The organism is Labrenzia sp. OB1 (genome assembly GCF_001624695.1).
GTDB lineage: Bacteria > Pseudomonadota > Alphaproteobacteria > Rhizobiales > Stappiaceae > Roseibium.
Window position 1 is genome coordinate 256,783 of the sequence record NZ_JSEP01000004.1, and the last position, 13,307, is coordinate 270,089.

The following is a 13,307-nucleotide window of genomic DNA, read 5'->3' on the forward strand; positions in this document are numbered from 1 at the left end:
TTTGTAGGGAACCGGCCGCGGGCCAATTACGGCTCGCCATAACAAAAAGGGCGGAGCAGCCCTCCGCTAGATGGACATGGCACGGCAGGAAGCGAACAACGTATTCGCACTGACGTCGTTGCTTTACGGCGCCAACGCATCCTATATCGAAGACCTCTACGCACAGTACAAGACGGATCCGAACTCGGTGGAAGCCGAGTGGCGGGATTTCTTTGCGTCCTTCCAGGACGAAAAGGAAGCCGTGCTGAAGGAAGCGCGTGGGGCAACCTGGAAACGCAAGGACTGGCCGATCGAGGCCAACGGCGACCTTGTCAATGCCTTTGACGGCAATTGGGCGCCGATTGAAGACAAGCTTGGCGAAAAGCTGAAGAAGAAGGCCGAAGCCGACGGCAAACCGGTTTCGGAGATGGAAGTTCATCAGGCGACCCGCGATTCCGTTCGCGCCCTGATGATGATCCGTGCCTACCGCATGCGCGGCCATCTTCATGCCGATCTCGATCCGCTCGGCCTCGCTGGCAAGGGCGATCACGAGGAGCTGCACCCGTCCTCCTACGGATTCACGGAAACCGACTGGGACCGGAAGATCTTCATCGATCATGTTCTCGGCCTGGAATACGCCACCATCCGCGAGATGCTGGACATCCTGAAGCGGACCTATTGTTCGACGCTCGGCGTCGAATTCATGCATATTTCCGATCCGGCGGCCAAATCCTGGATCCAGGAGCGCATCGAGGGACCGGACAAGCAGGTCGACTTCACGGCCGAAGGCAAGAAGGCGATCCTGAACAAGCTGGTCGAGGCTGAAGGCTTCGAAAAGTTCCTCGACGTCAAATACACCGGCACCAAACGGTTCGGCCTGGACGGCGGCGAGGCGCTGATCCCGGCGCTGGAGCAGATCATCAAGCGCGGCGGCCAGCTGGGCCTGAAGGATATCGTTCTGGGCATGGCGCACCGCGGCCGGCTGAACGTTCTGTCCCAGGTGATGGGTAAACCGCACCGGGCGATCTTCCACGAGTTCAAGGGCGGTTCCGCCGCACCGGACGAGGTGGAAGGCTCCGGCGATGTGAAATACCATCTCGGCGCGTCCTCCGACCGCACGTTCGACGGCAACAACGTCCACTTGTCGCTGACGGCGAACCCGTCGCATCTGGAAATCGTCAACCCGGTGGTTCTCGGCAAGTCCCGCGCCAAGCAGGATCAGCTTTCCGCGGACGAAGACGGCAAATTCATCGACACGACGGAAGTCGACCGCGGCACGGTCCTGCCTCTGCTTCTGCATGGCGACGCGGCCTTTGCCGGCCAGGGCGTCGTTGCCGAGTGCTTCGGCCTGTCGGCCCTGCGCGGCCACCGCACCGGCGGTTCGGTCCACGTCATCATCAACAATCAGATCGGCTTCACCACCAATCCGCGTTTCTCCCGCTCCTCACCCTATCCGTCCGATATGGCGAAGGTGATCGAGGCGCCGATCTTCCACGTCAACGCCGACGATCCGGAAGCCGTGGTGTTCGCGGCCAAGATCGCGATCGAATTCCGGCAGACTTTCCACCGTCCGGTGGTCATCGACATCATCTGCTACCGGCGTTTCGGTCACAATGAAGGCGACGAGCCGGCGTTCACGCAGCCGATCATGTACCGTAAGATCCGCAAACATGCGACGACGCTGCAGCTCTATTCCGAGCGTCTGATCCAGGAAGGCGTCCTCTCCCAGGAAGAAGTCGACCAGATGAAGGCCGACTGGCGCAAGCATCTGGATGGCGAGTTCGACGCCGGCCAGGCGTTCAAGCCGAACAAGGCCGACTGGCTGGACGGCAAGTGGGCCGGCATGAAGCGCGCGGATAACGAAGACGATCCGCGCCGCGGCCAGACCGGACTGCCGATCGAGGAAGTCAAGGAAATCGGCCGCGCACTGACCAGTGTGCCGGAAGGTCTCAACATCCACCGCACCATCGCCCGCTTCATGAAGCACCGTGAACGCATGATTGAATCCGGCGAGGGGATCGACTGGGCGACCGCCGAGGCGCTTGCCTTCGCCTCCCTGCTGAAGGAAGGCCATCCGATTCGCCTGTCCGGCCAGGACTGCGAGCGCGGCACTTTCTCACAGCGCCACTCGGTGCTGTACGATCAGGAAGACGAAAGCCGCTATATCCCGCTGAACCATATCTCGCCCGATCAGCAGCGCTACGAGGTCATCAACTCGATGCTGTCGGAAGAAGCCGTGCTCGGTTTCGAATATGGCTATTCGCTGGCCGAGCCGCGTGCCCTGACCCTTTGGGAAGCCCAGTTCGGCGATTTCGCCAATGGGGCGCAGGTGCTGTTCGACCAGTTCATCTCCTCCGGCGAGCGCAAGTGGCTGCGCATGTCCGGCCTCGTCTGTCTGTTGCCGCATGGCTATGAGGGGCAGGGCCCGGAACACTCTTCCGCACGGCTGGAGCGCTTCCTGCAGATGTGCGCGGAAGACAACATGCAGGTCGCCAATTGCTCGACACCGGCCAACTATTTCCACATCCTGCGTCGTCAGCTGCGCCGCGAAATCCGCAAGCCGCTGATCCTGATGACGCCGAAGTCTCTCCTGCGCCACAAGCGGGCTGTGTCCACGATCGCCGAGCTCGGTCCGGACTCCAGTTTCCACAGGCTGCTTTGGGACGATGCGGAATACAATCCCGCGTCGGAAACCAAACTGGTTGCGGACGACAAGATCAAGCGTGTCGTCATGTGCACGGGCAAGGTCTATTACGATCTTTATGAAGAGCGGGAAAAGCGCGGCCTGAACGATGTCTACCTGCTGCGTGTGGAACAACCTTATCCGTTCCCCAAAAAGGCCTTGATGCTCGAACTGGCCCGCTTCCCGCAGGCCGAGATGGTCTGGTGCCAGGAAGAGCCGCGCAACATGGGCTGCTGGTTCTTCGTCGAGCCCTATATCGAATGGGTGCTCGGACAGATCGACGCCAAGCACAAGCGTCCGCTTTATGCGGGCCGTGCCGCCATGGCATCGACGGCAACAGGCCTGATGTCAGCGCATCTCGCTCAACTGCAGGCGCTCCTCGAAGAGGCTCTTGGAAACTAATCGTTGAGAGGGCCTTCGGGTCCTCTTTCAAAAACTGGCCAGGTAATTTTAAGAGAAGGCGACCATGGCAACCGAAATTCGCGTACCCACGCTGGGCGAATCCGTTTCAGAAGCAACGATCGCACAGTGGTTCAAGAAACCCGGTGAGGCCGTCAAGCAGGACGAGCCGCTTGTTGAACTGGAAACCGACAAGGTTACCGTGGAAGTTCCCGCGCCGAAGGCGGGCACTCTGGAAAGCATCGTCGTGAATGAAGGCGATACGGTCGAAGTCGGCGCTCTTCTGGGGCATATCGCCGAAGGGGCGACGGCAGCCCCCTCAAAGGCTGAAGCCGCTCCTGCCAGGCAAGATAGCGAAGCCGGGACGAAGTCGGAAAAAGCTGAACTGGTCGATGTCGTCACGCCAAGCGCCGGCGAATCCGTGACCGAAGCGGAAGTCGGTGAGTGGAGCGTCAAGGTCGGCGATATGGTCAAGGCCGACGACACGCTCGTCGAACTGGAAACCGACAAGGCTGCCCAGGAAGTTCCGGCCCCGGTCGCCGGCAAGGTGGTCAAGATCGCCGCGGAAACCGGCGCAACCGTCGAGCCGGGCGTTCTGCTCTGCCAGATCGACCCATCGGGAGAAGGCGCGGCCGCGGCTCCGGCCGAAAGTAAACCGGCCCAGGCTGCCGAGGCGCAACCGGCTCAGGCCGCATCTTCCATGCCTCCGGCCCCGTCGGCGGCCAAGATGATGGCGGAAAACAGTCTTTCCGCCGACCAGCTTGCCGGATCCGGCAAGCGCGGTCAGGTCTTGAAGGGCGACGTTATCGGTGCGATTGCCTCGGGCGCGACCGCAAGTGCGTCCGCACCTGCGCCGGCACAGGTTGCCCGTGGTCCGGTGGCAGCCCAGGACGAGGCGCGCGAGGAACGCGTGCGCATGACCAAGCTGCGCCAGACCATCGCCCGCCGCCTCAAGGATGCCCAGAACACGGCCGCCATGCTGACCACCTACAACGAGGTGGACATGGGCCCGGTCATGGAGCTGCGCAAGCAGTACAAGGACCTGTTCGAGAAGAAACACGGTGTCAAGCTGGGCTTCATGGGTTTCTTCACCAAGGCGGTGACCCATGCCCTGAAGGAAATCCCGGCGGTCAATTCCGAGATCGACGGCACGGACATCATCTACAAGAACTTCTGCCACATCGGCGTGGCCGTGGGCACCGACAAGGGCCTCGTGGTTCCCGTTGTGCGCGACGCCGACCAGATGTCCATCGCCGAAATCGAACAGGAGATCGGCAATCTCGGCAGGAAAGCCCGGGACGGCAAACTGGGCATGGCTGATATGTCCGGCGGCACCTTCACCATCTCCAACGGCGGGGTGTATGGTTCGCTCATGTCGTCGCCTATCCTCAACGCGCCGCAGTCCGGCATCCTGGGCATGCACAAGATCCAGGAACGGCCGATGGCGGTGAACGGACAGGTGGTGATACGGCCGATGATGTATCTGGCGCTTTCCTACGACCACCGGGTTGTCGACGGCAAGGAAGCCGTGACCTTCCTGGTTCGCGTCAAGGAAAGCCTGGAAGATCCGCAGCGACTGGTTCTGGATCTCTGATCCGGAAAGACCCTGGAGACACCGGTAGATGAGCCTTGATTTTCTCATAACCGCGCTGATTGTGGTGCTGGTTCCGGGAACCGGTGTCGTCTACACGGTGGCGGTCGGTCTCGGCAGGGGGCGGCAGGCATCTGTCGCCGCCGCCTTCGGCTGTACGCTCGGCATCATCCCGGCGATCCTGGCCTCCATCATCGGTTTGGCGGCGCTGATGCACACCAGCGCCCTGGTGTTCCAGGCAGTCAAATATGCCGGTGTCGCCTATCTGCTTTATCTTGCCTGGCAGACTTTGAAGGAAAATGGTCCGCTGGACCTGAAAGCCGACAGGAGTGCGGGTGCGAGTTTCGCGGTGACCGCGCGGACCGGGTTTCTGATCAACATTCTCAATCCGAAACTGACCGTGTTCTTTCTCGCCTTCCTTCCCCAGTTCGTCAGCCCGCGGGCGCTCAACCCGACGCTCGACATGTTGCTTCTCGGCGGGGTCTTCATGGTCATGACCTTCGTTGTGTTCGTGATTTACGGACAATTCGCCTCGTTGGTGGGTGAAAGGGTTCTGCGCAGCGACACGGTCTTGGTGTGGATGCGCCGGACGGTCGCCGCGGCCTTTGCCGGCTTCGGCCTGCGCCTGGCGCTGGCGGAGCGGTGATGCGACGGGAGGCGCACTTGGCAAAGCTGATGGTGACGGGAGGAACGCTGAACGGATCGTGCAGAGCCTATGCGCGCGCGATGATACTCGGCGCCTGCGCGCTGTTCGCGATGGTGCTCGTGACAGGCGGCGCAACGTCGCCGGCCCATGCTGCTCCCAAAGCCGTGGTTGTTCCGCAGATCGAGGGTGCCTATTCCGTTCAGGGGCTGAACCCGGACGGAACCCGCTATGAGGGCGGCGTCACCATCACGGTCAAGGACAGCACGGCTTTCTTCCGCTGGACGATTGCCGGCCGGACCTTCCATGGTCAGGGGCCGCTCGCCGGCAACAGGCTTGTTATCGACTGGGGTGGAGCCGACCCCGTATTCTACAAGATCAACGCCGATGGAACTTTGTCCGGCACCTGGGCCGCCGGCAAGGCATCGGAAACGCTTCGTCCCCTTAACTGAATGAACGGCCTCAACCGGAGGCGGAATGCCTGAAGAAATTGTCATGGTTACCGGCGGAAGCCGCGGAATAGGTGCCAGCGTTTGCCGCAAGCTTGCGGCGAATGGCCGAAAGGTGCTGGTCAATTTCGCGCAAAATTCCGGCGCAGCGGAAGAACTTGTCGATGAGATACGGGCAGCCGGTGGCGCGGCTGTCGCAATCCAGGGCGATGTCGGCAACGAAGCGGAAATCCTGAATCTGTTCGCCGAGGCCGACAGGCTCGGAACCCTGACGGGCCTAGTCAACAACGCGGGGGTCCTGGACGTGGCGCAACGGGTCGACGAAATGTCTCTCGAGCGCCTGAACCGGATCTTTTCCGTCAACGTCTTCGGATCGTTCCTGTGTGCCCGCGAGGCGGTGCGGCGGATGTCGACCCGCAACGGCGGCAAGGGGGGGACGATCGTCAATCTCGGTTCTGCGGCCTCCAAGCTCGGTTCGCCGAACCAGTATGTCGACTACGCGGCCTCGAAAGGCGCGATCGACACCATGACGGTCGGACTGGCGCTGGAAGTCGCGCAGGAGGGGATCCGCGTCAATGCGGTTCGTCCGGGAATTATCGACACGGAGATCCATGCTTCTGGCGGCGCGCCCGGCAGGGTGGCCGAACTTCAATCCAAACTGCCGATGAAGCGCGCAGGGTCTGCCGAAGAGGTGGCCGATGCGGTGCTCTGGCTGATGTCGGACCAGGCAAGTTACACGACCGGCGCAATTCTGGATGTTTCCGGAGGCCGGGCAATCCTACCATGATCCAGATTTCTGGACGCACACTTGAAGAGGCAAAGGCGGCCCAATATGTCCCAATATGATCTTGTCATCATCGGATCCGGCCCGGGTGGCTATGTTTGCGCGGTCAAGGCGGCGCAGCTCGGCCTGAAGACGGCCGTTGTCGAAAAACGCGAGACGCTCGGAGGCACCTGTCTCAATATCGGCTGCATCCCCTCGAAGGCCCTGCTGCATGCTTCCGAAATGTTCGAGGAAGCCGGCCACGGCTTTGAAAAGATCGGCATCAAGGTATCCAAGCCGAAGCTCGACCTGCCGTCGATGATGAAACACAAGAGCGACGTGGTCGACGCCAATGTCGGCGGTGTCGCCTTCCTGATGAAGAAAAACAAGATCGACGTTCACACGGGCACCGGCAAGGTTCTGGGTCAGGGCAAGGTCGAAGTGACCGGCGATGACGGCAAGGCGAACGTGCTTGAAACGAAGAACATCGTCATTGCGACAGGTTCCGATGTTATGCCGCTGCCTGGTGTCGAGATCGACGAGAAACTGATCGTCTCCTCCACGGGCGGGCTCGAACTGAACAAGGTGCCTGCGAAGATGATCGTCGTCGGCGGGGGTGTTATCGGCCTTGAGCTCGGGTCGGTCTGGAACCGTCTCGGATCGCAGGTTACCGTGGTCGAATTCATGGACAAGATTCTTGGCCCGATGGACAGCGACGTCTCCAAGAACTTCCAGCGCATGCTGAAAAAGCAGGGCATGGAGTTCAAGCTGTCGTCCAAGGTCACCGGTGTCGAGAAGAAGGGCAAGGGTCTGGCGGTCAGCGTCGAGCCGGCCAAGGGTGGCGACAAGGAGGTTCTGGAAGCCGACATCGTTCTGGTCGCCATCGGCCGCCGTCCCTATACCGAGGGTCTCGGGCTGGATACGGCTGGAGTGGCGCTGGATGAGCGCGGCCGCGTTCAGATCGACGCTCATTACAAGACCAATGTCGACGGCATCTATGCCATCGGCGATGTTGTCGCCGGTCCGATGCTGGCGCACAAGGCCGAGGACGAAGGCGTTGCGCTGGCCGAGATCCTGTCCGGACAGGCAGGCCATGTGAATTACAACGTCATTCCCGGTGTCGTCTATACCCAGCCGGAAGTCGCTTCAGTCGGCAAGACCGAGGAAGAGCTCAAGGCGGCCGGTATCGAGTACAAGACCGGCAAGTTCAACTACTCCGCAAACGGCCGCGCACGCGCCATGAACAAGACCGATGGCTTTGCCAAGGTTCTGGCCGACAGCACGACCGACGAGGTTCTGGGTGTGCATATCATCGGCTTCGGCGCCGGTGAGATGATCCATGAAGCGGCTGTGCTGATGGAATTCGGCGGCTCTTCGGAAGATCTCGCCCGCACCTGTCATGCGCATCCGACAATGTCGGAAGCCGTTAAGGAAGCCGCCCTCGGGGCTTTCTTCAAGTCGATCCATTCGTGAGGACCGGTTCACGCCTCGGCGCGTGACTTGAAAGACCATTGTGAGTAGCCGGCGGCTCCCGGGTGACAGGAGCCGCCGTTTTTTGTTCGCAATTGCGCATTGCGCGTCCGGCCGGCGTAGAAGCGAAATCGAACGGCAGCCGGTTCCCTGTGTACTCGGCCGCTAATCAGCTTGCCTGAAGAACGCCGCACGATGCTGCGCGGCTGGCGGGTGTGCTCTAGGATTTTGTCGGTGTACGGTGATCGTCGCGGCAGAGACTGTGATCGCCGAAAGCCTTGAGAACGTTACAGTCGGTCACGGTATGCGCTCCCTGGCAACTTGCGGCGATTCGCGCCAGTTCCGCCTCAAGTTTCTTCAGATGGGCGATGCGTTCGCGCACCGATTGCAATTGAGTGGCGGCGATCCTGTCCGCTTCCTGGCAGGGTTTGTCGGGATGCTGGCCGAGCTCGATCAGGTCCCGGACGGCCGGCATCGGCAGTCCGAGATCGCGGCAATGGCGGATAAAGCCGAGCCGGTCCAGGTCCTCCGTTCGGTAGCGGCGCTGGTTGCCTTCCGTGCGCAGCGGCACATCCAGAAGGCCTTCCTTTTCATAGTAGCGGATGGTTGGCACCTTGACGCCGGTCCGCTTTGCCAAATCTCCGATCGAAAAATCCATGAAAACCTCTTGAAGCTCTAGTCGCTATAGGGATTACAAGGCTCCTGCAGCAGGATTTCAAGTGTATTGGAGCGATTCATGGGCGCATGTTGCGGACGTTCTCAGGGAACCTTCGACGGAATGTCACGGGATTACCGCCGCCGTCTCTGGCTGGTCATTGCGATCAATGCCGGCATGTTCATCGTTGAAATGGGTGCCGGTCAGGCCGCAGGCTCGAAATCCCTGCAGGCGGACGCACTCGATTTCTTCGGCGATGCGGCCACCTACGGTCTGTCCCTCGCCGTGATCGGAGCCTCCTTGAGAACCCGCTCTCTGGCGGCGCTGGCCAAGGGCGTCAGCCTGTTCTTGATGGGGGCCTGGGTCGCGGGTTCGACGCTATACCACGTCTACACGCTCGGGGTTCCGCAAGCCGCGGTCATGGGCTCCGTCGGGTTCATGGCGCTCGCCGCAAACATAGCCAGCGTTCTGCTGCTTGTCCGTTACAAGGACGGCGACGCTAATGTGCGGTCTGTCTGGCTGTGCTCGCGCAACGATGCGATCGGCAATGTGGCTGTCATGCTGGCGGCCCTGGGCGTGTGGGGAACGGCCACCGCCTGGCCGGACCTGATCGTTGCCGGACTGATGGCCAGCCTCTTTCTCAGCTCCTCGCTTCAGATCCTCAGGCAGGCCTTCGGGGAATATCGCCACAACGCGATGCATGTGGCGCCGAACTCCTGATTGACCACAGACCCTTGATCGTCACAAAAAAAGCCCGCTGCGGGGCAGCGGGCGACATGGAGCAAGTCAGAAAGCCGTGATCACTCGGCGGGTTTTTCGTCCGGAACCGGCAGGATTGACATTTCCCGGAGTGTCTCATCGCTCAGATCATTGGTCGCGATGGCGGCATCGGTCTCGAATTGCGGCAGCGTCGTCACCTCGGCGACGGTCATTTTCTGCTTGGCTTGTGCGGTCTTGTCCCAGGTGCAGGCTACAGTCGGCACGACTGCGAATGCTGTCAGGGCGAGTGCCGCGATACCAGTGGTCAATAGACGCATCCATTCCCCTCCTTGCGTATCACCGCGCATCGTTGCGCTACTTAAAAGTGTAGGCCAACACGCCGCTTTGGCAAGGAAAAAGAAGGAAACCCTCAAGATGCGCGATCATTTCCGCGTGAGATTATAGGTTTCCTCCGTGCGCGGTTGAGACAAGTCGTTGGTGACGTTGACGACATGCACGTCGAGCAGGTCACTGAAGACTTTCATTGTAAGTTGTTTGCTGCTCAAAAACCCCACCAGTAGCACCTGGATTGCTCCGTCCGACCGCCGCGCCGCTTCCGTCCAGCCCCATTTGCAATCGCGAGGAATGCAGGAGGTGAAGGCACGGGCGCGCACATAAACTTTGTCGTTCTGACACCGGCTTTCGATCTCCACCCGGCTGATCTGCTTCGGCTCCGCGTCCTTGTTGATCCAGATCCCGTCTTCCGGCAGCGGGCAGTAGACGCGCTCTTGCGCGAGCGAGGCAGCGCATGACAGCAGAAGAAGGCCGGCGGCGAGAATAATCAGACGCATTCGCACTCTCCTGATTGCGGCACGGATCGGCAGGACAACGGCTCCACCGGCATGACTCTACCCGGTTGAACTCCGCGTCGCCATCCCTTGGGACGTTCTCAGTTAACCCGGATAACCTGATCTCGGGCTGATCTCGGGCTGATCTCGGGCTGATCTCGGGTCCGTAGCCTAACGCCGTGGATGTGCCTTGTCGTAGGCGCTCAGGAGATGAGCGATATCGATCTCCGTATAGATCTGTGTGGAGGCAAGGCTCGCATGCCCGAGCAACTCCTGAATGGTTCTGAGATCACCGCCACCCGCCAGAAGATGCGTCGCGAAGGAATGCCGCAGCGCGTGCGGTGTGGCGCTGTCGGCTAGCCCGAGGGCGCCGCGCAGCTTCTCCATCGCCAGTTGGATCAGGCGCGGGTTCAGCGGGCCGCCGCGCGCGCCCAGGAACAAAGGCCCTTCGGGGCTGATGGCATAGGGGCAGAGCTTCAGATACTGCTCGATTGCTTCGCTGACGACGGGCAGGATCGGCACGATACGCTCCTTGCGCCCCTTGCCGACGATCCGCAACGTCCTGGTACCTCGCCCGGGAGCCATTTTGCCGGTGAGTGACAGGGCTTCGGAGATGCGCAGGCCGCAGCCGTAAAGCAGGGTCAGGACGGCGGCGTTGCGCGCCTCGATCCAGGCTTCGCTTTCCATGGCCAGATCGCCGCTGGTGATGCCGATGGCGTCTTTCGAGGACACAGGTTTGGGCAGGGACCTGGCCTGACGTGGCGGACGAACTGCCGCGGAGGCGGCTGCATTCACCTCGCCGCGCCGTTCCAGGAATCTCAAAAAGGACCGTATGCCCGCCAGTCCCCGTGCGAGAGACCGGCTTTGAACGCCCTGCCGCCTGCGGCTAGCCAGAAAGCCTCTGAAATCGGCGGGCTTGAGCGCGGCGATATCCTTGAGCGAAGGCGCGCCTCCAAGATGCCCGGTCAGGAAGCGCAGGAATTGCCTCAGGTCCCGTTCGTAAGCCAGCAGCGTCTTGTCGGACAGGCGCCGCTCGTCCGACAGATGGTCGAGCCAGAGACCCACGCGCTGATTGAGATCAGGCATGGCCGTCACGAGAAGGGCGTCATTGTCTGCTGTTTGCGCGCACATGGCGCTAGTTTGGCCTGCTAACCTGTACGGTTCGGTTAACGGGTCTACGCCCTAGGAACAGAACGCCTCGCGCGGCGACATCAACAAGTGATCCTGCACCTATCGCAAGGCCGAATGGAGCCACGAAAAGACCGGCACCAGCACCTCAGACGACTACCGCGCGCCGGTTACCTGAGTTTCAGCGATCACACGGCAACAGCACCCGATAGAAAAAGGATTGGGCCGCGTTCTGTGAGCGGCCCATGCAGCCGGCAGGGCGCCCTTCCCGCCGGCCGGTTCTTTGTGTTCGCCATCACCCGGCGTCAGAGGATCACCGGCCGTTGCAGGTCCCGGTTCCAGCGCCAGTCAGGATCGCCGAAGCACTGGATGCCGCCGTGGTCCCGTCTGCGCGGGGTGCAGGATGTCCAGTCGCGCCGGCACTCCAGAAGCGCGCGACCGGCCTGCGTGAGCGAGAAGACCGTCTTGCCCCGGCCGGCATGGTCGAGACCGCTGCCGTCGTCGAGGACCGCGGGTGTTCCGGCGTCCCGAAGTCGGAGCAGTGTTCCCAGGAACATCAGGTCGCCGTGATAGGGCAGCGGATCGCGTTCTCTCATGAACTCCCGGAAAATCTGTCCCCAGGGACACGGACCATTGGCGAGGATTTCCAGAATGGTCTGCTCGGTAAAAGACAACCCGTTTTCAACGGAGGGCAGTTCCGCCAGATAACGCAGGATTGCGTCTCCGAGGAACGGCAGGGAATCGCTCCTGTCCACCAGGTCCAGCAGGGGACGCGGTGTCGGTGCGCACAGGGCTGTCCAGGCCTCGCTTGCCTGCGCATAGGCGGAAACCGGCACCGGCCGGCGCAGGTCATACATGTGCCGGAGCGCGGCCGGCGACAGCTGGCCTATCCCGATGAATTTCGAGATGCCGGGAAACCTGTCGACTGAAATCAGCTCGACCTTCCTGCGGTCCGCTTGCGTTTCCCGCAGCATCGCAAGCAGTCTGGCGAGCAGCAACTGGTCGAAGGGGTCATGTTCGAACCACAGGGCGATCCGGCCGTATTTGCCTGCATCGCCGATCTTGCGCTCGGCATTTCGCAGTCCCTCCAGGTTCCGTTCATAGGACTCGCCGGGATATTCGGCAGCAATGAAAGCGGCGCGGGTCTCCAGCAAGCTGCTGCCACGGGTGAGGGGACCTTGGCAGATGGGGTCGGCGAACATGAGAAAATCGCCGGCGAAGCCCGCACGGTTCAAGGCGGCCTCGATGTCGTTGCCACAGCGCACATGCAGGGTTGGCAGATCGGCGTCGGGCGCTTGGTGATGGGTTTCGATTGCGTCCCGAGCGGCGTCGATCCGCTCGACATGACGCTTCAACGCCGGCCAACTGGCGACACCCGCCTCACGGGCGATTGTCAACTGGGCATCGGTCAGTTTGAGCGCGGCCAGATCCAGCGCGCCGAACCTGGGGTGATGTTTCCGCAGGCGCGCGATAGCGGTGTTATCACCGGCGCGGACCGCGTTTTTAAGATCTTTCGCCAGCCGTTTCTGCCGGTCGAGGTCAAGCGACAGGTCGGAGGGGCTCAACAGGGGAAGGGTTTGCGCGTCGCGCATCAGGTCGGTCATGGTGACTCCCGGGCTCGGTTGTCATCCAGCGTCCGCATCTCCGGAACGAGCGGGTGTCAGATAGCATGAGTGCCAGGGCACTCTCGACTTTTGGGCGTGGGACACCTTTCCGCGGACCGGAGGCCCCGCCCGGGGCCTGGCCGGACGATAATCAGCACCACCCGAGTTTGCAACTCGAAAAAACGGCCCGAAAATCCGTGCCGCCAGCTTGTTGACGAACTCAAGCGGTCAATTCGGACGGTCTGCGGCGCAACTGCATGGCCAGAGCCGGAACCCAGCGCTAACTTCGCGCCGCAGGCGCGTCTTCTCCGTGTGGGGTGCCCCTGTTGGCGCATCATGTCGGTCCACGGGAAACTCTGTCCCGTGGATCGGGTCAAACGATTGATTGGTCAGCCG

12 protein-coding genes are annotated in these 13,307 nt (G+C 61.5%); 7 read left to right on the forward strand and 5 right to left on the reverse strand.

What is annotated here, in order from left to right:
• Nucleotides 1–76: 76 nt before the first annotated feature.
• From OA90_RS07690 to lpdA, 6 genes are all read left to right on the forward strand, one after another.
• Nucleotides 77–3,064 carry a 2-oxoglutarate dehydrogenase E1 component gene (locus OA90_RS07690; RefSeq protein ID WP_068409247.1) on the forward strand — a complete coding sequence of 996 codons (2,988 nt, stop codon included), beginning with the start codon at nucleotides 77–79 and terminating at the stop codon, nucleotides 3,062–3,064.
• 64 nt (nucleotides 3,065–3,128) lie between these two features.
• Entirely contained in the window at nucleotides 3,129–4,655 is a 1,527-nt protein-coding gene (odhB, locus tag OA90_RS07695) for a 2-oxoglutarate dehydrogenase complex dihydrolipoyllysine-residue succinyltransferase (protein ID WP_068409088.1), read from the forward strand.
• 28 nt (nucleotides 4,656–4,683) lie between these two features.
• On the forward strand, nucleotides 4,684–5,298 hold the full coding sequence (locus tag OA90_RS07700; RefSeq protein WP_068409091.1) for a LysE family translocator: 615 nt from the start codon (nucleotides 4,684–4,686) through the stop codon (nucleotides 5,296–5,298).
• Between the two features lie 17 nt (nucleotides 5,299–5,315).
• On the forward strand, nucleotides 5,316–5,747 hold the full coding sequence (locus OA90_RS07705) for a hypothetical protein (protein WP_082836904.1): 432 nt from the start codon (nucleotides 5,316–5,318) through the stop codon (nucleotides 5,745–5,747).
• A 25-nt stretch (nucleotides 5,748–5,772) separates the two neighbouring features.
• Nucleotides 5,773–6,531 carry an SDR family oxidoreductase gene (locus OA90_RS07710; RefSeq protein ID WP_068409092.1) on the forward strand — a complete coding sequence of 253 codons (759 nt, stop codon included), beginning with the start codon at nucleotides 5,773–5,775 and terminating at the stop codon, nucleotides 6,529–6,531.
• A gap of 45 nt (nucleotides 6,532–6,576) precedes the next feature.
• Entirely contained in the window at nucleotides 6,577–7,980 is a 1,404-nt protein-coding gene (lpdA, locus tag OA90_RS07715) for a dihydrolipoyl dehydrogenase (protein ID WP_068409093.1), read from the forward strand.
• Between the two features lie 217 nt (nucleotides 7,981–8,197).
• Here lpdA and OA90_RS07720 read toward each other — a convergent pair whose 3' ends face one another.
• Entirely contained in the window at nucleotides 8,198–8,635 is a 438-nt protein-coding gene (locus OA90_RS07720) for a helix-turn-helix domain-containing protein (RefSeq protein WP_068409095.1), read from the reverse strand.
• A 78-nt stretch (nucleotides 8,636–8,713) separates the two neighbouring features.
• On the opposite strand from OA90_RS07720, the gene OA90_RS07725 reads away from it, so the two are divergent.
• The gene (locus OA90_RS07725) at nucleotides 8,714–9,352 is read left to right on the forward strand and encodes a cation transporter (RefSeq protein ID WP_068409097.1); all 639 of its coding nucleotides are present in this window, start codon (nucleotides 8,714–8,716) and stop codon (nucleotides 9,350–9,352) included.
• Between the two features lie 80 nt (nucleotides 9,353–9,432).
• Here OA90_RS07725 and OA90_RS07730 read toward each other — a convergent pair whose 3' ends face one another.
• From OA90_RS07730 to OA90_RS07745, 4 genes are all read right to left on the reverse strand, one after another.
• Nucleotides 9,433–9,669, reverse strand: a complete 237-nt coding sequence (locus OA90_RS07730) for a hypothetical protein (protein WP_068409098.1) — start codon at nucleotides 9,667–9,669, stop codon at nucleotides 9,433–9,435.
• A gap of 105 nt (nucleotides 9,670–9,774) precedes the next feature.
• The gene (locus OA90_RS07735) at nucleotides 9,775–10,182 is read right to left on the reverse strand and encodes a serine/threonine protein kinase (protein WP_068409101.1); all 408 of its coding nucleotides are present in this window, start codon (nucleotides 10,180–10,182) and stop codon (nucleotides 9,775–9,777) included.
• A 168-nt stretch (nucleotides 10,183–10,350) separates the two neighbouring features.
• Entirely contained in the window at nucleotides 10,351–11,310 is a 960-nt protein-coding gene (locus OA90_RS07740) for a tyrosine recombinase XerC (protein WP_068409102.1), read from the reverse strand.
• Between the two features lie 302 nt (nucleotides 11,311–11,612).
• Nucleotides 11,613–12,911 (reverse strand): DUF1835 domain-containing protein, encoded by a 1,299-nt coding sequence (locus OA90_RS07745; RefSeq protein ID WP_068409104.1) that lies wholly within the window; start codon nucleotides 12,909–12,911, stop codon nucleotides 11,613–11,615.
• Nucleotides 12,912–13,307 lie beyond the last annotated feature (396 nt).

Bases quoted from the DNA above. Each gene is read 5' to 3' on its own strand.
- OA90_RS07690 (WP_068409247.1), top strand. From the start codon at position 77: ATGGCACGGCAGGAAGCGAACAACGTATTCGCACTGACGTCGTTGCTT.
- odhB (WP_068409088.1), top strand. From the start codon at position 3,129: ATGGCAACCGAAATTCGCGTACCCACGCTGGGCGAATCCGTTTCAGAA.
- OA90_RS07710 (WP_068409092.1), top strand. From the start codon at position 5,773: ATGCCTGAAGAAATTGTCATGGTTACCGGCGGAAGCCGCGGAATAGGT.
- OA90_RS07720 (WP_068409095.1), bottom strand. From the start codon at position 8,635: ATGGATTTTTCGATCGGAGATTTGGCAAAGCGGACCGGCGTCAAGGTG.
- OA90_RS07730 (WP_068409098.1), bottom strand. From the start codon at position 9,669: ATGCGTCTATTGACCACTGGTATCGCGGCACTCGCCCTGACAGCATTC.
- lpdA (WP_068409093.1), top strand. From the start codon at position 6,577: ATGTCCCAATATGATCTTGTCATCATCGGATCCGGCCCGGGTGGCTAT.
- OA90_RS07725 (WP_068409097.1), top strand. From the start codon at position 8,714: ATGGGCGCATGTTGCGGACGTTCTCAGGGAACCTTCGACGGAATGTCA.
- OA90_RS07700 (WP_068409091.1), top strand. From the start codon at position 4,684: ATGAGCCTTGATTTTCTCATAACCGCGCTGATTGTGGTGCTGGTTCCG.
- OA90_RS07745 (WP_068409104.1), bottom strand. From the start codon at position 12,911: ATGACCGACCTGATGCGCGACGCGCAAACCCTTCCCCTGTTGAGCCCC.
- OA90_RS07740 (WP_068409102.1), bottom strand. From the start codon at position 11,310: ATGTGCGCGCAAACAGCAGACAATGACGCCCTTCTCGTGACGGCCATG.
- OA90_RS07735 (WP_068409101.1), bottom strand. From the start codon at position 10,182: ATGCGTCTGATTATTCTCGCCGCCGGCCTTCTTCTGCTGTCATGCGCT.